This is a genomic window from Emticicia sp. BO119, assembly GCF_013912375.1.
In the GTDB taxonomy this organism is placed as follows: Bacteria; Bacteroidota; Bacteroidia; order Cytophagales; family Spirosomataceae; genus Emticicia.
This window is the reverse complement of record NZ_JACETV010000006.1, coordinates 284,560-308,162: the sequence shown is the minus strand read 5'-3', so window position 1 is coordinate 308,162 and position 23,603 is coordinate 284,560. Positions and strand designations below refer to the sequence as shown.

Annotated in this window: 18 protein-coding genes; 14 read left to right on the top strand and 4 right to left on the bottom strand. The window is 36.8% G+C overall.

All coding sequences use genetic code 11. The features are described from left to right. Positions 1 to 521: 521 nt before the first annotated feature. The 11 genes from H1R81_RS19880 to H1R81_RS19830 all read left to right on the top strand — a co-directional run bounded on the left by H1R81_RS19880 (position 522) and on the right by H1R81_RS19830 (position 15,444). Positions 522 to 3,368, top strand: a complete 2,847-nt coding sequence (locus H1R81_RS19880; RefSeq protein ID WP_181842487.1) for a PAS domain S-box protein — start codon at positions 522 to 524, stop codon at positions 3,366 to 3,368. Then, positions 3,365 to 4,054: a LytTR family DNA-binding domain-containing protein gene (locus tag H1R81_RS19875; RefSeq protein WP_181842486.1), complete on the top strand. Its 690-nt coding sequence runs from the start codon at positions 3,365 to 3,367 to the stop codon at positions 4,052 to 4,054. The genes H1R81_RS19880 and H1R81_RS19875 overlap by 4 nt, the downstream gene beginning before the upstream one ends. Positions 4,055 to 4,171: 117 nt before the next feature. Continuing rightward, entirely contained in the window at positions 4,172 to 4,540 is a 369-nt protein-coding gene (locus tag H1R81_RS19870; protein WP_181842485.1) for an Hpt domain-containing protein, read from the top strand. Positions 4,541 to 4,632: 92 nt separating this feature from the next. Next, positions 4,633 to 5,841 (top strand): glycosyltransferase family 2 protein, encoded by a 1,209-nt coding sequence (locus tag H1R81_RS19865; RefSeq protein WP_181842484.1) that lies wholly within the window; start codon positions 4,633 to 4,635, stop codon positions 5,839 to 5,841. Positions 5,842 to 6,088: 247 nt separating this feature from the next. Then, entirely contained in the window at positions 6,089 to 6,928 is an 840-nt protein-coding gene (locus H1R81_RS19860; RefSeq protein WP_181842483.1) for a TolC family protein, read from the top strand. Next, complete coding sequence (locus H1R81_RS19855; RefSeq protein WP_181842482.1) at positions 6,925 to 9,132, top strand: hypothetical protein; 2,208 nt, start codon at positions 6,925 to 6,927, stop codon at positions 9,130 to 9,132. The genes H1R81_RS19860 and H1R81_RS19855 overlap by 4 nt, the downstream gene beginning before the upstream one ends. A gap of 12 nt (positions 9,133 to 9,144) precedes the next feature. Beyond that, positions 9,145 to 10,653, top strand: coding sequence for an O-antigen ligase (locus tag H1R81_RS19850; RefSeq protein ID WP_181842481.1), 1,509 nt, complete (start codon positions 9,145 to 9,147; stop codon positions 10,651 to 10,653). Between the two features lie 38 nt (positions 10,654 to 10,691). After that, positions 10,692 to 11,867, top strand: a complete 1,176-nt coding sequence (locus H1R81_RS19845; protein ID WP_181842480.1) for a glycosyltransferase family 2 protein — start codon at positions 10,692 to 10,694, stop codon at positions 11,865 to 11,867. Positions 11,868 to 11,971: 104 nt separating this feature from the next. Then, positions 11,972 to 13,213: a glycosyltransferase gene (locus tag H1R81_RS19840; RefSeq protein ID WP_181842479.1), complete on the top strand. Its 1,242-nt coding sequence runs from the start codon at positions 11,972 to 11,974 to the stop codon at positions 13,211 to 13,213. Positions 13,214 to 13,221: 8 nt separating this feature from the next. After that, complete coding sequence (locus H1R81_RS19835) at positions 13,222 to 14,577, top strand: lipopolysaccharide biosynthesis protein (protein WP_181842478.1); 1,356 nt, start codon at positions 13,222 to 13,224, stop codon at positions 14,575 to 14,577. Between the two features lie 9 nt (positions 14,578 to 14,586). Further along, positions 14,587 to 15,444 carry a beta-1,6-N-acetylglucosaminyltransferase gene (locus tag H1R81_RS19830; RefSeq protein ID WP_181842477.1) on the top strand — a complete coding sequence of 286 codons (858 nt, stop codon included), beginning with the start codon at positions 14,587 to 14,589 and terminating at the stop codon, positions 15,442 to 15,444. Between the two features lie 6 nt (positions 15,445 to 15,450). Here H1R81_RS19830 and H1R81_RS19825 read toward each other — a convergent pair whose 3' ends face one another. From H1R81_RS19825 to H1R81_RS19810, 4 genes are all read right to left on the bottom strand, one after another. Beyond that, entirely contained in the window at positions 15,451 to 16,584 is a 1,134-nt protein-coding gene (locus H1R81_RS19825; protein WP_181842476.1) for a glycosyltransferase family 1 protein, read from the bottom strand. 78 nt (positions 16,585 to 16,662) lie between these two features. Then, positions 16,663 to 17,586, bottom strand: a complete 924-nt coding sequence (locus H1R81_RS19820) for a glycosyltransferase family 2 protein (RefSeq protein WP_181842475.1) — start codon at positions 17,584 to 17,586, stop codon at positions 16,663 to 16,665. Between the two features lie 24 nt (positions 17,587 to 17,610). Further along, the gene (locus tag H1R81_RS27680) at positions 17,611 to 18,807 is read right to left on the bottom strand and encodes a sugar transferase (RefSeq protein ID WP_305040910.1); all 1,197 of its coding nucleotides are present in this window, start codon (positions 18,805 to 18,807) and stop codon (positions 17,611 to 17,613) included. Positions 18,808 to 18,821: 14 nt separating this feature from the next. Continuing rightward, positions 18,822 to 19,226 (bottom strand): response regulator transcription factor, encoded by a 405-nt coding sequence (locus H1R81_RS19810; RefSeq protein ID WP_130019809.1) that lies wholly within the window; start codon positions 19,224 to 19,226, stop codon positions 18,822 to 18,824. Between the two features lie 629 nt (positions 19,227 to 19,855). Between H1R81_RS19810 and H1R81_RS19805 the strand changes: the two genes are divergently transcribed. The 3 genes from H1R81_RS19805 to H1R81_RS19795 all read left to right on the top strand — a co-directional run bounded on the left by H1R81_RS19805 (position 19,856) and on the right by H1R81_RS19795 (position 23,557). Further along, the gene (locus tag H1R81_RS19805) at positions 19,856 to 20,755 is read left to right on the top strand and encodes an AraC family transcriptional regulator (protein WP_181842474.1); all 900 of its coding nucleotides are present in this window, start codon (positions 19,856 to 19,858) and stop codon (positions 20,753 to 20,755) included. Positions 20,756 to 20,825: 70 nt separating this feature from the next. Continuing rightward, complete coding sequence (locus H1R81_RS19800) at positions 20,826 to 21,812, top strand: aldo/keto reductase (RefSeq protein ID WP_181842473.1); 987 nt, start codon at positions 20,826 to 20,828, stop codon at positions 21,810 to 21,812. Positions 21,813 to 21,952: 140 nt separating this feature from the next. Then, complete coding sequence (locus H1R81_RS19795) at positions 21,953 to 23,557, top strand: Na+/H+ antiporter (protein ID WP_181842472.1); 1,605 nt, start codon at positions 21,953 to 21,955, stop codon at positions 23,555 to 23,557. The last annotated feature ends 46 nt before the right edge of the window (positions 23,558 to 23,603 follow it).

Genomic DNA, 23,603 nt, shown 5'->3' with positions numbered 1-23,603 from the left:
TTTTGTGGATAAATAGGGTATAAAATGAGATAACATAGAATTATTTTTTCTGTCGTAATATTTGTTGGGTTTAAAACTGTCTGCAGATATAAGAATTGAAATATTGCTCATTTCCAGGTAATTGAGCGTGGAGTGAAAAACATTAAAAGTTTATTAAAATAAGTTATAAAAAGCCCATATAATAAATATATTTCAGATTTTAAAAAAATAGGCATACTTATTGTAACTTTTCTGAATTAGAAGTTTTTATCTGAAGATTTTACGTAATGAAATAAATAATACTGTTTAGATTTTAATTCATGCTTTGCTGTGTTAGAACAGACCCTGTAGTCGGATAATAATTTGATAAAATCTATGGCACGATAATTTCAATACTCTCAATATATTTTCAAAACTGCTATCAATCAATTTAAATTTTAAGGTTTATATTCTTTATCCTTTGTTCTTCATGATTGGCTGATGGATATAAGTCATAGTTATAGATTGCTTAGGTTACATTTTTCGTGATTGTAAAACGATATATGGAAGAAATAGAGCTTCTTAAGAAACAGATTGAACAAGAACGTGATGCTCGTATGAAGGCTGAGGCTCTTCTGCAGGAAAAAGCCATGCAGTTAGCTCAGATACATGAACAATTGCAGAATTCTAATGCAAATTTTGAACGCCAGATAGAAGAGGGCGATGCTGCTTTGCAGCAAATAGAGAACCATTATCAGCTATTGATAGAGTCTTTGAATGATATTATCTACAAAATTTCGCCAGAAGGCTTTTTTACTTTTGTGAATCCGGTTGTTGAGCAGGTATTGGGGTATCAAGAGAGAGAAATAATCGGAAAGCATTTTACCGAATTAGTTTTACCTGAATATAGAGAACCACTTGTGAATTTTTACTGGAACATGATGAAGGAAAAACAGGGAAGTACTTACACAGAATTTCCTGTAATGGCCAAAGATAAACGAACAGTCTGGATTGGTCAGAGTGTACACCTTCTTAAGAAAGACAACAGAATTGTTGAACTGTCTGCCGTTGCTCGTGACATCACTGAAAAGAAAAACACCGAAGATGTGCTTAGAACCACTCAAGGTCGATTAGCCGCTTTGATTACAAATCTGCAAAAAGCAGTATTGGTTGAAGATGAAAACAGAAAGGTGATTTTAGTGAACCAATTATTCTGCGATTTTTTTGATATTGCCGCTACTCCTGAAGCCTTAATAGGTACCAATTATCTCGAATCATTAGAGAAAGTCAAGTTTTCGTTTAACGACGCTGAAGGCTTTGTACGCCGGATGGCTCAACTATTGGATAAACAGGAAATAGTAGTAGAAGAAAAATTAATTACGACTGATGGGAGAATATTAGAGAGAGACTATATACCGATTTTTCTTGAAGGTGCCTATCGTGGCAACCTCTGGGAGTATGCCGATATTACACAAAGGCACCTATCAGCTGAGAGTATTCGTAAGAGTGAAGAAAAATATCGTAAAATTATGGACAACATGGAGTTAGGATTGCTGGAAGTTGATAATGACCAGCGAATTATTCGTGCTTATGACCGCTTTTGCAAAATGATTGGCTATTCGGAAGAAGAATTAGTAGGTAAAATTGCTCCGGAATTATTTATATCAAAAGATTACGAAGATGTTCTGGCAACAGAACAGGAAAAAAGAATACATGGGAGGGGGAGTTCGTATGAAATGAAACTTGTAAGAAAAGATGGAAACCCGCTTTGGACAATTATCAGTGGAACACCTATTATTGATGAATATGGCAATACGATTGGCTCAATAGGAATTCATTATGATATTACAGAGCGCAAACAATTAGAACAGGAATTGGAGAAAGCCAAGCAAGTAGCCGAAGAGGCAAGCAAGGCTGAAAAACAGTTTCTGGCCAATATGAGCCACGAAATTCGAACGCCGCTCAATGCCATTATCGGAATGACTCACCTGTTGTTTGATACTCGTCCGAGTCAGCAACAAAAAGATTATCTTGATGTACTAAAAACAACCGCTGATTTTCTTTACGGGCTGATAGCCAACCTATTAGATATGGCCAAAATAGAAGACGGCAGGATAGAAGTGAAGAAAAAACCTTTTGATCTGGCAGGGCTACTTCGTACAACCCAGCAGATTTTTAAAATCAAATTAGGGAATCGTCCGATTACTTTAGACCTAATGCTTGACGGGCAGATTTCAGGCAATTATATTGGTGATGATTTACTACTGAATCAGATATTACTGAATATTGTTGGCAATGCTGAAAAATTCACTCAGGAAGGGTCAATTGATATAGCAGCCAAAGTTAAGAAAGAAGAAGGAGAAAATGTGTGGATTGAATTTAAGGTATCTGATACAGGGATTGGTATTCCGGAGGAAAAATTAGATTTGATTTTTCAGAAGTTTGAACAGGTTACGATTCACGGGAATAAACATAAAGGGACAGGTTTAGGGCTGACAATTACAAAGCAATTAGTGGAATTGCAAGGCGGTACTATTTCTGTAAAAAGTCGTGAGGGGCAGGGTTCTACTTTTACTTTTACTCTTCCACTTCAAAAAGTACCTGATGGTATCAATCCCATAAAGAAAGATCCTTCAGCTGAAGGTCTTGTTGTAAGCCAGGTATTAGTGGCAGAAGATAATGCCATGAATCAGAAGTATATCAGTAATTTATTGAATAAATGGAATATCCCGTTTGTAATTGCACCAGATGGTAAAAAAGCGGTTGAACTGGCTCAGCAACAAGCTTTTGATATTATACTTATGGATATTCAGATGCCGAATATGGACGGTTATGAAGCAACCATTCATATCAGAAATACTGAAAACCTTAATAAAAAGACCCCTATTATTGCTCTGACTGCATCGGCAATGATCGACCAGAAGAACAGGGCTATGGCTGTAGGTATGAACGATTTCATTTCAAAGCCATTTACACCTAATCATCTTTTGGGTACTATTCAGGAGTATCTGAATGCAAAAAAGGTATCTGTTAAAGAAGCTGTTTCAACTACTGGAAAAAAAATAGAGTTAAACCGGGCTTGTCTGAATGAAATGTATGGTGAAGATAAAGAATATGCTGCTGATATGTTCCAGACTTTTCTCTCAGAGGTGGTGCCGGATTTTGGTACGCTAAAAGAACTTATTAGCGGACAGGACTGGGAGAATCTTGCAAAAGCGGTACATAAACTAAAACCTACTTTAGCAATGGTAGGGCTTACAGATTTGGAAAAAAGAATGCTTGATTTTGAAGAATCCATAAAGCAAGGACCAGAAAAGGAGGCTTTATTGGCAACCTGGAAAGATATTTTTAATGATATTAATCAAAGCCTTCCAATTATTCAAAGTGAATTAGCCAAATTACGAACATGAAATTAAAATGTATCATCGTCGAAGATGAAGTAATGGCTCGAAAATCATTACAGCGGCTCTGCGAGCAACATGAATCGCTTGATTTAGTTTCTGTTTTTGAGAACGCTGAAGATGCCTTGGTTTTCTTATCTACAGAAAAAGTAGATGTTATTTGGCTTGATGTAGAGATGCCAGGGCTTTCGGGTTTTGATTTGCTGGAAAACCTGACATCTATACCGCAAGTAATCATGACTACTACCAAGATAGAGTATGCCTTTGATGCCTATCAGTATCAGGTAACCGATTACCTGAAAAAACCTGTCATGTTGCCACGATTTAAAATGGCAGTTGATAAAGTATTAGAACTCAACGCCCGTAAAACAACGGTATCTACGCAAAGGCAGGAAATTTATGTTAAAACAGATGGCAGATATATCCGTTTGGCTTATTCTGACATTCTCTATATAGAAAATATTGGTGATTATGTGAAAATCTATACCCATGATAATTCCTATATAATTCATACTACCATGAAATATCTGGAAGAGAAATTAGGAAATCAGTTTTTGCGAGTACACCGCTCATTCATTGTTCATCTTGATAAAATTGTAGATATAGAAGAAAATAATCTGGTTATTGCCAAAAAAGTAATACCTATCAGCAGGGCAAACAAGCCAGAACTGATGAACCGTTTGAATATGTTATAGGTGGTATTGCCAAACAAATAGCATGAAAGATTGCCCGAGTACCGCCGAAATATTTTTTCTGGAAAAGAATATAATGGTATTTTTTTTGCTTTATTCTTACGTAAAAATTATAATCGTATGTTTGAGTTTAATGCTCATCTTGATGCTGACTACATCAACGAAATTTATGGTGGCGACTTGTCTATCGTACAAATTATGTTTAATTCCTTTTTAGAAGAGAGTATTCCGGTCTGGAATGAAATGTATGATAAAATTGTTGCCAAAAATTATGCAGAAGTTGGTCGCCTGGCACATCAGATTAAACCATCTTTCTCGATGGTAGGGCTTACTTTTCTGCATCCCAAAATTCAGGCATTTGAAACATTTGCCAAGTCAGGTCCTGCACAAGGAGAGTTGTTGACTCAATACCAACAGATTGCCGTAGATGTAAATCATGCAAAACTGGTAATTGAGGAAGAACTGAAACGAATGGAGGATTATGTTTAATAAACCACTTGCCTGGATAATGTAAACAGGTTTGCTGCTGTCTTTTACTTTCCTGCCTTTATGGCTTTCCTACTTTATATGTTATACCAATAATGAAAACTATCATTGAAATTCTTTTCTGGGTTTGTATAGGCCTGGTTTTTTACACTTATATAGGCTATGGTATTCTGGCGTGGATATTTGTTAAAATCAGAACACTGCTGGGTATTTCGTTTCCGATACTTGATGACCCCGCTTTTCAGCCTGAAGTTACTCTTGCCATACCTGCTTATAACGAAATGAGTTGTATTGAAGCCAAAGTAAAAAACTCTTTCGGGCTGGATTACCCGGCTGATAAAATAGATATTTTGTTTGTGACAGAAGGCTCTAATGATGGTACAACCGAATACATACAGTCGTTAATGCCTAAGTATCCGAATCTGAAAATAATTGGTGGAAACGAGCGCAAAGGTAAGATAGAAGCAATGAATATGGCTGTTAAGACTATCCAGACACCGATAGTTATTTTCACCGATGCAAACACTACCTTGAATAAGTCAGTTATAAAAAATATTGTACGTCATTTCAAAGACGAAAATGTAGGAGCAGTAGCAGGCGAAAAGCGGATTCAGGTAGATGATAGTGAGGCGGCTGCAGGAGCAGGTGAGGGGCTATACTGGAAATATGAGTCTTTCCTTAAAAAACTGGATACAAAGTTGTATTCAGTGGTAGGTGCAGCAGGCGAACTATTCGCTGTTCGAACAAATTTGCATGGTACGGTTGAAAAAGATACTTTGCTTGATGACTTCATGATATCTTTAAGAGTAGCAGCAGATGGTTATCGGGTAATCTATGAACCTGAAGCTTATGCAATTGAAAGGCCATCGTTTTCTATTCAGGATGAAATGAAACGTAAAATCCGTATTGCAGCAGGAGGCTTCCAGTCAATTGCTCGTCTTGGATTTTTATGGAATATTTTTAAATATGGCTGGTTATCTTTTCAATATGTATCACATAGAGCCATGAGATGGGCAGTGGCACCTTTTTGCTTACCGCTTATTTTTGCCTTAAATCTGGCTATTGTATGGATGGAAGGTATAAGCGAACCAGTGACATTATATAAAGTATTGCTTTTAGCGCAGGTTGTATTTTATTTGTTAGCCTTTATTGGCTATTGGCTCGAAAATCAGAAAATCAGAATAAAGCTGCTTTTTGTACCTTTTTATTTTTCATTTATGAATTATTGTGCCATAAGAGGCTATAATCGCTATCGGCAAGGTATTACTTCTGGTATCTGGGAGAAAGCCAAGCGTGCACAATAAAACCAGATATAATAATTTTGAATAGAAACAGTTATTATTAAATTAGTAGCTGTTTTTATTCAAAAAGTATATAGAATTATACTGCAATCACAGATTTGAAATTATTGCTGTAATTGAGTCAAGATTTTTCCTCCTTTTATTGAATTTTTGCTGCCCAAACAGACTCCGCTATTGAGTTACTCAAAAGAATATAATTTAGAGAAATTCTAATTTTTGATAAGTATTTCTTACAAAAATAAGATTGGGTATGATATTTGAGAAACTTGCTAATAAGCCACAGGGCTTATCTGATAACAATAGACAACAAACCCTTGTTGATAAGAACATGACGTGCTTTAAGAGATTTTTTACGGCATTTATTGCGGTATTGACACTTATTTACACTGAAGCAGAGGTACATGCCCAGGTTACTTCTGTTGATGCTACCTTGGCAAAAGCCTTTGCTACTGATGAATTATTGCCTTTTCTGATTGATGCTGCCTTGAAAAATTCGGGTGAAGTAAAGAAATTTGATAAAAGTATTCAATTGGCTCAAGCCAATCTGAAAATAAATAAGAATTCTATTTTTAGTGTATTTGGCTTGCAGGCAAGCTATGCTTATGGTACTAATTATGCAGCGGTGGCAGATGCTACGGCTTCAACCAATTTTAACAGACTTACCACTACACAAACAGGTTTTTATAATTTGGGTGCTGGTATTTCTCTGCCTTTGACAACTATTATCAACCGGAAACATCTCGTGAAATCGGCACAAATGCAGATGGAGGTATTTGGCCATGAAAAAGAAAATGCTACCCTGGCATTGAAATTAGAGGTGATAAGAATGTATCAGGAACTAAAACTATCACAGAAATTATTAGCAATCAGTTCAAATAATAAGCAATCGGCACAACTGAATTATGATTTGGCTGAAAAAGAGTTTGTACAAGGGCAGCTGACAGTAGAGCAACTTTCAAAAGTACTTGAAATGAATAACAAAGCAAAGATAGAGTATGAGCAAACCATAAATCTGTTTCAGACTAATATTTTGCAATTAGAGACATTCACGGGAACAACTTTAGCATCATTATTAAAGAGAGTACGATGAGTTTTTTGCATTTCCTTAATTTAATTTTAAAAAATCTGAAGTGGCTAATTATAGTACCTATAATTTTAGCTGCTACAATTTTTTATTTTACACGTAAGGAGAAAAAAGTATATTCTTCGGAGTCAACAATTTATACAGGTATTGCATCTGGGTATAGCCTGAGTGGTGAAATCAAGGCTGATTTCTTTTCTACAAGCAATGCTTTTGATAATTTGTTAACACTTATACAATCGAGAGATACCAAGCAAGAGGTAGCTATATCATTGCTCGCCGAACACCTATCTTTAAAAAAACATGATCCGGAGGTATTGACCTGGCTGGCTTATGACGAACTAAGCAAACAAATACCAGATAGTATAAGAAAGATTATCGTAAAGCCTACTCTACCAGAAACCCGCGCCGCTATTGTTAAATATATGGAGAGCAGCGATGATAATCTTATTTATGAATTGCTCAATTCAAAAGAACCCTTTTATTCTTTAGATGCCTTAAATAAAATAGAGTCAAGCCGTATTAATTCCAGCGATTTGGTAAAGTTATCCTATGAAACTAACGACCCCCTTATTTGTAAACGGACATTAGAATTGCTGGAGGAGATTTTTATGGAGAAATATAAATCTGTAAAAGGTGGACAAACTACTTCGGTTGTAGATTATTTTGAGACACAGACCAGAAAGGCATTTGTGAAACTTGATTCTGTAGAAAAGCTCTTTTTAGATTTTAATAAAAATAATGACATTATTAACTATTATGAGCAAACCAAGGCAGTAGCAGGAGAAAGAGAGGATCTGTATGCGATGAACCATGCCTTGGAAATGGACGAAATGGCATCGGGTAGGGCTCTTGAAAAAGTAAACGAGAGTATTAAGAATCGGGTGTACCAGTCTATTTATGGAAGTGAAATAATAGATGAAAGGCAAAAGCTTTCAGACGTTTACAACAAAATAGCCAATAGTGAGATTGTCAACAAAGACGGCTCAAATAAAAAAGAATTAGACAGCCTGCAAAGCCTGGCAAATACTTACGAAGCAAATATCAAGAAAACGCTTAGTAATCTGAACCAGCAAACCAATACGCCAAACGGGATTCCGACAAAAAATGTGTTGGACGAATGGCTTAAGACCACCCTTGCCTTTGAGCAAAGCAAGGCGAAACTGGCTGTTATGGATAAGCGGAAAAAAGAGTTTACAGAAGAATACAGAAAGTTTGCTCCATTAGGTGCTATTCTTAAAAAAATTGAAAGGCAAATCAATGTTTCTGAGCAGGAGTATCTGCAACTTTTACATGATCTTAATCAGGCGAAACTCTCTCAGCAAAATACCGAACTTACTTCCAAATTAGATGTGGTTGATCCACCGTTCCTACCACTTAAGCCAAACCCATCAAAACGTATTATTTTGGTAGTAGTTGGCTTTATGGTTGGCTTTGTACTTGTTATGGCTGTGATATTGGGCAGGGCGTTTATTAATAAAACTCTCTTGGAGCCAGCAAGAGCAAAAAAAATGGTTAATCTGCCATTGCTGGGAATATATCCACTTTTAAACGAAAGAGCTGATTTTTTAAGACAAGCTGATTTGCGCCTGTTGCAACATTTATTAGCCCAGATTGATGGCCGTCAGCAGACTATCTATCTTGGTTTTATCAGTACCCAGAGAGGGGAGGGAAAAAGCACCATAATTGATATTTTAGAGAGGCAATTGATAGATCTCGACTATAATGTAGAAAAACAATTGTTACTTTCAAATACAGAGTATCGTCAACTGGGTATTACAATGCCCTTGAGTTTGGCTGCACATCAGTTAGAATGGGCTAATGGGCAAGAGGTTATTCAACAGCACCATGAAACAGAATTGATGAGAATTCAAAGTGGAGGATTATCAAGAAAAACAGGAAAAGATTTTGTGCTGATAGAGTTTCCGGCTCTGGAAAAAATGGTTATAAAGCCCGGACTTTTTCCACCTTTACACCATTCTATTCTCCTTTGCAGGGCTAATCGTATCTGGGATAAGAAAGATAAAGAAATGGTATCTATTTTTACACAGACAACCGGAAGCCAACCTATGTTTATACTGAATGGCGTTGAAACAGATTTCGCAGAAGAATATATCGGTGAAGTACCGAAGAAACGTAATGCTATAAGAGCATTCATCAAAAAAGTAGTAAAATTTGAGTTTGGTAACAGAAAGTCTGTCTACAGGTCATAATTCACCATGAGCATGGAGAGCAATGTTTTTTATACCACTAACCGAAACATTATTAAGAATATTTGGCTGATACCGATTGTTCTTATAACGGTTGCGTGTGGTTGGCTCATTGCCAGGAAAGGGGTTGCCATCGGGATGATTTTTCTTGTATTACCCTTTATTGCAGGCTTTGTAGCACTTGTGTTTCTGAAGCCGCGTATAGGGATGTTTACTTATATAGTCTATGTTTTTGTAATGCCCACAATAGGGAAACATATTCCTGGGTTACAGGTGGGTTTAGGTACAGACGGCATACTATTACTAACGCTATTTGCTATATTGTTTTTCAGGAGTGACAAGTTCAAATTCAGATACATTAACAACGATTTGTTCTGGACTGCCGTAGTATGGTTTGTAATTACCATTTTACAATTAGGAAACCCTGAGAGACCCAGTATTCTGGGGTGGGTTTATGAAATGCGTTCAGCGACACTATACTGGATATTAACCATACCTTTGGCGATTCTGCTTTTTTATAAGAAGTCAGATATCAATACGTTTTTTACTATTATTATCGTGCTTTCGCTTATTGGAGCAGTTTATGGAGTAAAACAGATGAAAATGGGGCCAGATGCTGCTGAAAACAGATGGCTGGAGGAGGGCCCTAAGAAAACCCATGTTTTATTTGGTAAACTTCGTGTTTTTTCCTATTACTCAGATGCGGCACAGTTTGGGGCTTCTCAGGCACACATAGCCATTATGTGTATCATTCTGGCAGTCGGACCTCATTCAAGAAAAAAGAAACTTACCTATATGATTGCTGGATTGGTAATTATGTACGGTATGATCATCTCTGGTACAAGAGGTGCTTTATTTGGCCTGGTAGGAGGGGGCTTCATGTTTCTGATACTGAGTAAGCAGATAAAAATTCTGCTTTTGGGCGCCATAGTTGGTGGAGGAGCTCTGGGGGTGCTGAAATATACTACTATAGGTAATCAAAACGCCGAAATCCGACGTTTACGTACATCATTAGATCCTAAAGATGCTTCTTTGCAGGTACGGTTTATTAATCAGCAAATCTTGGCTAATTATATAAAAAATAAGCCTTTCGGTGCAGGAGTAGGAACAATGGGAACCTGGGGGACTATTTATAACAAGAATAAATATATTTCGACGATCCCACCTGATAGCCTTTATGTGAAAATCTGGGGGATGTACGGCATTGTGGGTTTTCTGATCTGGTTCGGAATGATGATGTATATTCTGGGTAAAAGTGCCGGAATCATCTGGAAAACGAGAGATCCAGTGCTCAAAAACCAATTGGCCTCACTCTGTTCGGGCGTCGCCGGAATTCTGCTTTGCAGTTATGGTAATGAAGTATTAAATGCAATGCCTTCAGAAGCTGTAGTGTTTGTAAGTCTGGCATTTATATGGCTGAGCCCAAGATGGGACACGCCTGAGACTAAAAAAATAGAAACTGACGAGAATGAAGAGTTGATTTATTCTAATAATCATAAAATTGGTTTAACCAATCAAGTATAAGTAGCCTGTATGTCCTTTGTGTAAAACCTGATAATACGATGAATGTAATTTACCTTTTATTAAACATTATTCTCTACTGTGTTCTCATCTACTTGCTCGTTCAGGTAGTCTATCTGCTTTTCTATTCTATAGCAGGCAAGTTAGCCTCAAAAGAGAAATTTGTAGAAGCAAAGGTTCTCAGAAAAATCAGGATTTTTATTCCTGGTTATAAAGAAGATGCTGTAATTATAAATACAGCCAAAGAAGCCGTTAAGCAGGATTACCCAAAAGATAAATATGAAGTGGTGATTATTGCTGATTCTTTCAGCGAAGCTACATTAAGCACTCTCAAAGCACTTCCTCTTAAGGTAGTAGAAGTAAGTTTTGAGAAAAGTACAAAAGGGAAAGCTCTGGAGAAAGCTGTTGAATCAACTGCCCAGGAACCTGTAGACATACTATTGATTCTGGATGCTGATAATCATATGTCTCAGGGGTTCTTGCATGCGGTCAATAATGCATTTGAGAAAGGCTATCAGGTAGTACAAGGTCATAGAACGGCCAAAGATTTCAAAACACCTTTTGCCTTGTTAGATGCTTGCACAGAAGAGATTAATAATCATATTTTCCGTAGAGGGCACGTGGCTGTTGGCTTACCCTCGGCCCTTATAGGGAGTGGTATGGCTTTTCAATGGGATTTCTTCGTTTCGTTACTTCACAATATTGGCGATACCTCTGGGGAAGATAAAGAAATGGAATACAGAATTATCAGACAAGGGAAAGATATTGCTTTTCTTGACGGTAGATTTGTTTATGATGAAAAGGTGGCTAAAACTGATGTTTTTAGCAAACAAAGAAGCCGTTGGATTGCTATGCAGATTGAGTTTTTCGAGAAGTATTTTGTTGAAGGATGGGTACAGTTGTTCAGAGGGAATATAGCTTTTTTTGATAAGGTTTTTCAGACCTATCTTTTACCAAGGGTTATGCTTGTAGCTATTGTATTCCTTTGGTTGTTATTGACAATCCTTTTCTTTCAGGAGTTTTTATATGTATCAATTGGAATGTTTTTTGCTTTGGTTTTAGCATTGTTGATGGGTATTCCGGCAAATTGGTACAACAAAAAATTGCTTATGGCATTTTTGCAGATACCAAGTGCTTTGTTTTCAATGCTGAAAGCCATGTTACATATCGGCAAAGCCCGGAAACAATTTATTCATACGCCTCACGGTGAATCTTAACATCTAAATTGTATCTATTATGCCCTGGGATATTATTGGTGTAACCGGAGTAATATGCGTACTCTGGGGTTTTGTAAAAGGTCTGAAAACTAAAAGCAAACGCTATGTCAAAAGAAGTTGATGCATATATTCTGATTGCCCAGCAGGAATGGGAGTTAAACTTAGGAAGTAATGCTCGGAATCTGGCTGCTGAAATCAGCAAAACCATGCCTGTAGTATATGTGAATCCCGATACTAATCTTAAATCTCTGATTTTCAGAATAGGTACTCCTTATGGACGTAAAAGATTAAAATTAGCTTTGGGCATTGGTGAAAATACTATAAAGATTGCCGATAACCTTTGGTTACATACACCGAAGAATATAAGCACTTCGATTAATTTTCTAAAGAATTTTAAGTTATACGATATTCTGAACAAGAGGAACGCCAAAGGTTTTTTTGATAGTTTAAAAATGGCTGTTAAAAAACTTGGCTGGAAACCTGAAAAATGTATTGTTTTTAACGATAGCCAGATGTTTGCCGGGCCATTTGTTAAAGAGTTCTTCAGTCCATTATTGAGTTTTTACTATATCAGAGATAACCTGGTTGAGCAAGCGTATTTCAAGTTTCACGGGCCACGTATAGAGCCGATTACTATCAGAGACGCTGATGCTATTTTTACAAATTCAGCTTATCTTGCTGAATATGGTGCAAAGTATAATACGAGAAGTTCAGACATAGGGCAAGGATGCGAAACTGATATTTATGATGCTTTCTCAGAAAAAACAGAACCAGCTGATTTAGCACAGATTCAATACCCCAGAATAGGATATGTAGGATTTCTTACTCATGAGCGATTGGATATTCAATTATTAGAACAAATTGCTAAAGCAAGAAAAAACTGGCAAATTGTTCTGATAGGACCTGAAGACGCTGTTTTCGAAAGAAGCAGATTGCATGAGATTCCGAACGTACACTTTTTAGGTTCTAAAAAAACAAAAGAATTGCCTGCCTATATGCATTATATGGATGTTTGTATGAATCCGCAGGTGATTAATGGTCTAACAATTGGTAATTATCCCCGCAAAATTGACGAGTATTTATCAATGGGTAAACCAACAGTTGCCACTGAGACTCTCGCAATGAATATGTTTTTGCCGCATGTAGAATTGGCCGTTGGATTAGAGGGCTATCTGAAAGCCATAGAAAAAGCTTTGCAACCACAGACGCATGATCAAAAAATAGCTGCCATCAATTGTGCCAAAAGCCATACATGGGAAGCCTGCGTAGAGAAAATCTTTGCAGTACAAGAACAGCTATTAAACGAAAAAGAAGAGTCTCACCTTAAAAGCATTTCATCGCTGTAATTACTCGCATGAATTTAAAGAATATCATATCAAAACTGCGAAACAGACATTTCCTGTCATTGTTTGGCAATGGAGCAATGGCTGTTTTAGGAATGGTGCTTGCTGGCATTTTATTCAGATTCATGCCGTCAGATGACCTTGGCTATTGGTTCTTTTTTCAGTCGGTATTTGTATTATTAGATACATTCAGAAGTGGTTGCTTACAGGTAGCATTAATAAAATTCTATACAGGCGCTGAAAAAATTAAGGCAGAAGCTGTATTAGGTTCGGTATGGTACCTTGGGATTGTTATCACCGTAGTGATGGCGGTCTTAAACTTATTGGCTATTCCTTTGCTCAATATTATTGGTAGTCAGGGAATTACTATCACAATCCAATGGTTCGGAATTACTTTCCTTTGCAGTTTGCCTTCAAATATTGCGATGTGGGTACTACAGGCCGAACAACGATTTGATAAATTATTGATTCTAAGAGTGATCAACCAGGGCCTATTTATTCTTGCTGTTTTAGCAATGATTATATTTCATGAATTATCATTGTCTAAAATATTGATAATAAATGCAGCTTGCGTATTGGTTGTAAGTATTTTTAGTTTAGCAAAAGGCTGGACACACCTAAACACCTTTAAGAAACGAACAAAAGAATCTATCAGTGAGTTATTCCATTTTGGTAAATACAGTGTAGGAACCACTATCAGTACTAACCTGCTCCGAAGTTCCGATACGTTTATTATTATGATAGTATTAGGTGTTGCAGGGCCGGCGGCTGTGGCTATGTATAATATTCCGATGCGCCTCATGGAGATTATAGAGATACCACTCCGTAGTTTTCTGGCAACAGGCATGCCTTCTATGTCTGAGGCTTTCAATAAAAATAATAAGAAAGAGGTAGTGAATATTATGCAGAAATATGGGGGCATGCTCACCATCTGTTTGATACCTATCTGTCTGATAGCCCTTATATTAGCCGATTTAGCGATTGGTATTTTGGGGGGAGGTAAATATGTTGATACACAAGCCGTTACGGTTTATCGCGTTTTCATGTCATTTGCTATGTTTTTCCCGCTTGACCGATTCATGGGGGTTACTTTAGATATTATCCATCAGCCAAGAATCAACTTTTATAAAGTATTATTGATGCTGGCAACCAATATCACTTTTGATTTCTTAGGTCTTTACCTCTTCGAAGATATTATCGGAGTGGCAATTGCCACCTTCTTTACTTTTTTAACGGGCGTTAGTTTTGGATATTTCTGGTTGAAAAAATATCTCGATTTTACGCTATTTGGTTTCTTTACAGTCGGATTCAATGAGATTAAACAATTATACAGCCAGTTTTTCTATAAAAACAGGCCTGCTTCCTAATATTTATCTATGAAAATTGCCCATTTAATACTGACCCATGCTAATCCGACTCAATTAAAAAGATTGATTGAAAGTTTGGTACATCCTGAAGCAGATTTTTACATCCATGTTGATCTAAAGGCAGCTATTGAACCATTTTTACCTTTAGCCAATAATCAGGTTTTCTTTGTTCAGAATCGTGTAAAAGTATATTGGGGTGCATATAGCATTGTTCAGGCGACGGTAAATAGTTTCAAACAAATTCTATCTTCTCACAGGAAATATGATTATGTAAACCTGATGAGCGGACAGGATTATGCATTGAAAAGTACGGAGGCAATTCATGCCTTTTTTGCACAAAATCCGGATAAAGCTTTTATGGATGCTTTATTGATAAATAGTGAATGGCAGGAAGCATTGCCTAAGCTAACGAAATATCATTTTGTGAACTATCACTTTAAGGGCAGGTATGTGGTTGAAAAAATTGTGAATCTATTTGCTCCACTCCGCAAAATGCCTAATAACCTCATTCCGGTTGGTAGAACCCAGTGGTTTTCCATGAGCCTGAAACATGTTGAATATATTGTAGAATATTTAGAGGAAAACCAGAATGTCAGAAGATTTTTTGAAATGACCTGGGGTTGTGATGAAATTATATTCCAGACCATTTTATACAATTCTCAGTATAGAAAAGATATTGTCAATGATAGTTTGAGATACATAGACTGGTCAGAAGGTAATGCAAGTCCCAAGACTTTTACAATTGTAGATTTTCCGGCATTGATGGAGTCAGGAAAATTGTTTGCCAGAAAATTCAGTCTGAAAGATTCAGCGGAGTTATTAGACGAATTAGACAAGGTAAAATATAATTACAAAGAAGTGCATTGAGTAGCACTAAACATTCAGTACTTCGTTATAAATTCCTACCATTTGTTCGGTAGTGCGTTTCCATGAGAATAGTTTAACTCTTTCCAGCCCGTACGCGATTGCTTTTGTTCTCAGTTCAGTATCGGTTAGCACTTTAACTATCTTATCAGCAATATCCTCTATTTGTGTAGGATCAATTAATATGGCACCATCTCCGGCTATTTCAGGCATAGCAGATGTATTGCTTGTGATTAATGGAGTACCACATTGCATAGCCTCTAATATAGGAATCCCAAAACTTTCTCTCAAAGATGGGTAAAGAAACAATTGCGCCAGTTTATAGAGTTTAGGTAATTCCTGATTATGAATATAGCCTGTAAGCATGATATGATTCATCAGGTGCTCATTATTTTGTGATTTTATCAAAGAGTGTAGGTGTTCCCGATTAAAATCAGGCATAACCAAAGTGAAATCTAATTGCTTTCTTTCGTGCAGCAGGCCTAAAGTCCTGATAATATTCGGTAAATTCTTTTTCGGGTCTGTATTACCCAGCATCAGCACAAATCGCTCCGGCAGATTCATTCGTTTTCGGAATGCCTCTAATTCTTCTGCACTATATTCATTACTGAAATGATTACTGCAGGCATTGTAAACAGTTCTTACTCTTTCCTCCGGCAGATTTAAGCCTTCAATAATCCTCGTTCTCTCATAATTGCTTACCGTAACAATCATAGAAGCCTTTTTAGCAATTTTAGGCACATTCCATTTCCGGTAAACATTACCCAATCTCTGATATAAAACATTATTTTTACTTACCCGCTTTTCCAGGTAAATAATATCATGAATTGTAACCACTAATGGAATATTGATATTGAGAGGAGCGGTATTGCTGGTGCAATGCAATAAGTCCACTTTATCTTTTTTGGTTTCGCGTGGTAAAAGGTATTGCTCCCATACAGGATAGGAGGTCGGACCGCTGAATTTTACTTTGACGTTTTTCGTAGAGTGCAATGTATTGGTATCTTCGTATGGCTGTGCATAAGCATAGTATTCATGAGGTGTCTCTATTTGTTGCAACTGACGTAATATCTCAAGAATGACAATGTCCATGCCATGCTTTTTGGGTCTGAAAATTCGTTGAGCTTCTATTCCTATACGCATTTGATTACAAAGTAAAATTTGTTTTGATAGAGAAAAAAAGGCGTAAAAATTACTAATAGTATTTCGATAATTGCCTTTTTATGATAAGCTGACATTCAATTTATCATGAATGTCTTTTGTGCTATTGCTGAAATTCCAGACAAAACCCTGCCAGAATGCTTTGAGATGCGGCCAGTCACGTTTGAGTAAATACCCCAACATATTTTTGGGTACAGCTATCAGATAATAGTATATAAACATCAGGAGTTTCTGAAAGCCAAATGTATTGCGGCGCAAATAGAGTAATCTGTTACGGCTATAATAATAGGTTTTTAATGTTGATCCTTTCCCGGTACTCATCGATTCCTTATGCCAGACTCTGCTTTTTGGTTCATACCAGATCGTAAAACCAGCCCGTTTGAATCTTTCGCAATAGTCCATTTCTTCATAATACAAAAAGAAAAGCTCTGCCATCATACCTACTTTATCAAAAGCCTCTCTTGAATACATCATGGCTGCGCCATGTGCTCTTGAGGTTGGTTGGGCTACATTGTGTTGTCCTTGGTCTTTTTCAAAATGACCTATCGAAAATCCTCGTCCGGTAACGGGATTAATAGGTAAAAAGCCTGCAAACTGGATGGTGTCCGGTTCGTCGAAATACAATAGTTTCGGACAAACAATACCAATCTTTTTATCACTTTCCATCCGTTCAACCAACGGCTCTAAAAATCCAGGATCAACTTCTGTATCATTATTCAATAGAAAGAAGTAATCGCCTGTGGCCGCTTTCATGCCAACGTTATTACCACCTGCAAAACCTAAATTGGCTCCGGTCTCAATATATTTAATCCACGGAAAATCAATTGGCAACTGATGCCCCGGTTCTTTATTACTATTATCAACTACAATTACCTCAATTGAAGGGTACGTGATTTTCTCCAGCGAACGTAATAATTCGGCAGTTACAGCAGTACCATTAAAATTGACTGTGATAATTGAAACTTTAGGTGTTTTGCTTGGCATAAAATTCAGTGAGAATAAACAGACTTATACGTTCTCAGATTGTAATAAAGCAGGGAAAGTCATAAAGAAAATTTTCATGTCATATTTGAACGAGAAGTTTCTCGCATATTCAATATCTAACTGAATTCTCTCTTCTTCGGTCATATCTTTTTTGCCTTTACCTCTTTTGGTTACCTGCCAAAGTCCGGTTAAGCCCCCAGGCCCGGCAAAGCGCTCAATGTATTCGTCGGTTGTCAGTTTTTCTGCTTCATATAATGGTAAAGGGCGGTTACCTACCAAAGACATATCTCCTAAGAAAATATTAAACAATTGTGGTAACTCATCAATACTGCTATTACGCAAGAATTTGCCTAATCTGGTGATACGAGGGTCGTTCTGGAACTTCATAAAAGCTACTTTCTCTTTCTTTTCTGATAAGTACATTTTTTCACAAACCATTTCACCATCAAGGTACAGTTGTTGTTGACAAGTGCCGATCCCTACGCAGGTTTCACAGAGCCCCATTGCCTGTTTAGGTTCGTTTGCTTTAGTGTACATATTCAGCGAACCCATGTTTTTAATCAGCTTATCGGCATCGGTTCGCATAGTACGGAATTTATAGATACTAAAAATCTTGTAACCGGCACCTACGCGCTTCGATAGATAGATAACCGGACCTTTGGAGTCAAGTTTGATTAAAATTGCAACGATAATTAAAAGTGGAGATAGCAATAACAGAGCTAATCCTGTGGTTGATACATCTATAAACCTCTTCCAAAGCGGAATTTTTACATCTAAGATACTTGCTTTGGTTTGCTGCATCGCTTTGTAATGACGCCGTTTGATAAAGTAATCAAGACGCGTTATTAAATCTCCGCTACTGAAATCGCTCGGATATATATCGTCTCCGCCCTTTTCATGAATCTCTTTCAGCAAGCCATGTGTAATATGGTCGCTTGTGATAATTACCGGAAGTGCTCTTGTCCAGGCCTGACTACGAATGGTTTCTAAAAATTTCAGACCACCACTGGTTCTGCCAATAACAACTGCATCAGGAGGATAAGTGTTTTTGAGATATTCAAGACAATTTTCAGCATTGTTCATCACTTTTACATGAATTTTTTCTCCGAATTTTTTCAGAAAATCTACCGCTGCTTTGTCATCTCTTTCTACTAATATGATCTTAATCGGAAGTTTCTCTTCTTCAGTAACTGTCGTAGTATTGGGTACAGTATTATTCATATACTAAGATGAGGTTAATATGAATCAACTATAGATTTTGGTTTTACACGTCGTAAAATCGCTTTGATTTTAGCATGTACTTCCATTGGATTGAAGGGTTTGAGCATAAAATCATCTGCACCTATGTTCAGACACTCAATTCTTTCTTTGCTTTCGTCAGTTCCGGAAAGAATAATGATTGGCAGGTCTGCATACAGATTACTTGCTCTTATGACTTTAGTAAATTCTTTCCCGTTCAGATTTGGCATATTCAGGTCAGCAATGATAAAATCGGTATCATTACCAGCTTCAAGCCAGCTCATACCTTCCATTCCATCATTTTTGGCTGTTACTTCAAATTCTTTATTAAGAAAGTGTTCTAAAACTTTTCTGATGCTTGCCTCATCATCAATTATCAGAAGTTTTAATTTTTTGTTCATCGTTGTTACAATTAGTGAGAAATTTAGAAAAACATGCGTAATATTCTGTATTTAAGCATCATTTAACGATATACGAAAGGGGTATTGTTAAAGATTTGCACTTTTATTATTGATATAGAATGAACAGAAATATTAATTGCAATGATTACAGTTATATAAAAAATTACCTTTCAATCGTAGCAAATTATATAGCAATTATTTTGCCAAAATATATGGCAAATCTGTTTTTATAACATTGTTAAAAAATAGATTCTGGTTGTATTAAAATAACTTTTTGTCAAGTAAAACTTATTTTCATAATACTGTTCAATGTTATTTGCACAGTTCTCCATAAATCAGTCCATGGCCTGAATCTTACCACTATGAATAACTCCTCTTATTGAACAAAGATATGAGCACAAACCTGATGCCAAGTATGTCTGGTAATTATTTAAAATTATCGGGTGGGGCATTAAAATTTTAATATAAGACAATGGTACCTGATTGAATAGAAATAGTAGAACCTTATTTGAGACTTAGTTGTCAATCAGTGGAACTGATTAATTGTTTGATTTTTGTAAGTTTTGGTTTGAATTTCGTTTGAAAATTACCTGCTTGATAAGGTAATTTTGTACTATAAATTTAAATCTATGGAAAAAGCGGAGACAATTGAAGAAATGTATCAGAGAAAGTTTGAATGGCTTCCTGAGAATATTCGTAATGAAATAGGCCATTTCAATGTTTTCAGGTTAGAACCATTGGTTGAGGGGAAGCCTCAGACAATACCCTATAAACGGCGGGATTATTATAAAATTATGCTGATGATAGGGAATAGCCAGGTGCACTATGCAGATAGAGTGATTGAAGTAAAAAAACAGGCTTTATCGTTTTCTAATCCGCAGATTCCATATAAATGGGAGCATCTGGATAATGTCAGAAGTGGGGCGTATTGTATTTTCAATCAGCATTTTTTTCATCAATTTGGTAATCTCAATCAATATGAGGTTTTTCAGCCGAATGGTACTCATATATTTGAACTGCCTAATGAGCAAACAGAAAAAGTAAGCAATATTTATGAGAGAATGTTTGATGAAATCAATTCTGATTATATTCATAAATATGATGCGCTTCGGAATATGGTATTTGAGTTGTTGCACTTTGCCATGAAAATGCAACCCTCTTCTGTATTTGATAAGCAGGAGATTAATGCCTCGCAACGAATTGCCACCATATTTTTAGAATTGCTCGAGCGCCAATTCCCGATTGATGATGCCCACCCGAATATTCAACTACGAACAGCATCAGATTTCGCGGATCAACTCAATGTTCATGTGAATCATCTGAATAGGGCAGTCAAAGAAATTACACAAAAAACTACTACTCAACTTATTACAGAGCGTATTTTACAGGAATCAAAAATATTGTTGAAACAAAGTAAATGGAATGTATCTGAGATAGCCTTTGCTTTAGGATTTACTGAAGTAACACATTTCAATAATTTCTTCAAGAAGCATGTTCTGCAAAGCCCTGTGAAATTCAGGAATGTTTGATATTCGTAAAATAGCCCGAATTAGTCAATTCAATAAAGTTTATTCAATTTTTACATAATTATTAATAGCTATGCAAAAGCGCAAATTAGGAAATAGTAAACTTGAAGTATCTACCATAGGACTTGGATGTATGGGAATGAGTTTTGGTTATGGCCCTGCAGGTGAAAAAAGTGAAATGATCAGAGTAATTCGGACAGCCGTGGAGCAAGGTGTTACTTTTTTTGATACAGCCGAAGTTTATGGCCCTTTTGTAAATGAAGAACTGGTAGGGGAAGCCTTGGAGCCATTTAAGGGCGAGGTAGTAATTGCTACCAAGTTTGGATTCAATATTCAGAATGGGAAAATGTCTGGTTTAAATAGCCATCCTGATAATATCAGAAAAGTAGCAGAAGAATCCTTAAAAAGGTTGAGAATAGAAGTAATTGACCTTTTTTATCAGCATCGGGTTGACACAAATGTACCTATTGAAGAGGTGGCAGGAACTGTTCTGGATTTGATAAAGGAAGGGAAAGTAAAGCATTTTGGTTTATCAGAAGCAGGAGCAAGTACTATTCGTAAAGCTCATGCGGTGCAGCCTGTTACAGCCTTGCAGAGTGAATACTCACTCTGGACTCGTCAGCATGAGTTAGAAATTATTCCAACTATTGAAGAGTTGGGGATTGGTCTTGTGGCATTCAGTCCATTAGGAAAAGGATTTTTAGCAGGCAAAATTGATGAAACTACCAAGTTTGCTGAAGGAGATATCAGGAATGTGTTGCCAAGATATACTGAAGAAGCGCGTATGGCGAACAAAGCATTACTGGATTTACTACAACAATTTGCTGAAAAAAGAAATGCGACACCTGCCCAAATTGCTTTGGCATGGGTATTGGCACAAAAACCTTGGATTGTCCCGATACCGGGTACAACAAAAATACATCGACTGACTGAAAATAATAAAGCAGCATTTATTCAATTAACAGCAGATGAATTGCAGGAAATTGAAAGTGCTTCAGCCCATATAAAGGTAATTGGTACGCGCTACACCGAAGCTATGGAGAAGTCTACGGGTATATAGGGTAATTTTTCTAAGCCCTGTTAATTATGTAAGCCCGATTTAACCCGCTTATTATTTTTTTATCCATAATATGGCAAATTAGGAAAAAGGAATAAATTTGCTGATATAAGCTTTATTCTGAACTCCTTATATATGAAGTTATGCATGACCAGTTTATTGAGTATGTTTACCTGCTCCTGATTATTCTGGCATTAGTAATGGTAGCTAATAAACTTCGGCTGGCATATCCTATTGTTCTTGTATTAGGGGGCCTGGCAATCAGTTTTTTATCTGTATTTTCTAATGTTACTGTTCATCCTGATTTAATTTTCTTTATTTTCCTGCCTCCTTTATTGTATGAATCTGCGTGGCAGGTATCCTGGAAAGAATTCTGGCGATGGAGACGGGTAATTATGAGTTTTGCCTTTTTAGTAGTGATTATTAACGCCGGAGTTATTGCTGTATTTTCAGTAATACTTATTCCAGGTTTTACCCTGGCCCATGGTTTCCTTTTAGGTGGTATAGTTTCTCCCCCTGATGCCATTTCTTCTTCTACTATCATGCGGCGGCTAAAAGTGCCGAAATCTTTATTAAGCCTTGGTGAAGGTGAAAGTTTGTTGAATGATGCCTCTTCATTAATTATCTTTCGCTTTGCTTTATTGGCTATCCTCACAGGTCAGTTTCACTTTCAGGAAGCAGCCACAAGCTTTTTTTTAGTGGTATTCATGGGGGTAATCATCGGGCTTTTAGTTGGATTAGTTTTTTATGGTATCCATCGATGGCTGCCTACAACTCCGAGTATTGAAATTGTTCTGACGCTTATTACACCTTACTGCATGTACTATTTTGCAGAATATTTTCATTTTTCGGGTGTATTGGCAGTTGTAAGCGGAGGGCTTTTCCTATCAAGCAGGCGGCAGAGAATGCTTTCCTATGCAAGCCGGATTCAAGGCATAAATGTATGGGGTAGCGTGGTTTTTGTTATGAATGGATTGGTTTTTCTTCTCATTGGATTGCAACTCCCCTTTATTGTTGAGCAATTGGGAGAAACCAAATTAAGTGAAGCCATTGGGTATGGTCTGGCTATCTCTTTTGTATTAATTGTGGTTCGGCTTTTATGTGCTTTAGGCGCTTCGGGTTTTTCACACTTGGTGAGTCGTTATATTACGGTAGTCGATGCTAATCCGGGGTGGAGATTGCCATTCATTTTTGGTTGGGCGGGTATGCGTGGGGTAGTGTCTCTGGCTGCTGCACTCTCAATTCCATTACTGACCAACGAAGGTCAGCCGTTTCCTTACCGTAACCTAATTTTATTTGTCACTTTCATTGTCATTCTGATCACTTTGGTTTTACAAGGGCTTACTCTCCCTTGGCTTATCAATAAGGTACATATGGTAGATAAGTTTGCAACCATGTCAGAACATGAGCAGGAAATACTTATTCAAAAGAAAATTTTACAATATTCTATTCAGCATTTAGAAAAAAAATATGAAGAAGACGGGGCTCAGAACAAACAATTGAACGACCTGCTTGAAAAACTGAGAATAGAGCTGAGACTGTTTAACCAGACCTTAGAGGAAACAGATGAAACGCAGGAACATCCCTATAAAAACTATCAGTATGTGTACCTTCAATTATTGGAGCATCAACGGGATCTACTCAATAAAATTAATCTGAAAGCAGAGTTTGACGAAGAGCTTGTCAGGAAATATCATTCGTTAATTGATATTGAAGAGTTTAAAGTAAGGGAGAAGATGCTGGAGTAAAGTCTTAGCGTTGTTAAACGGATGCTTGGACGGTTCTGCAATAACA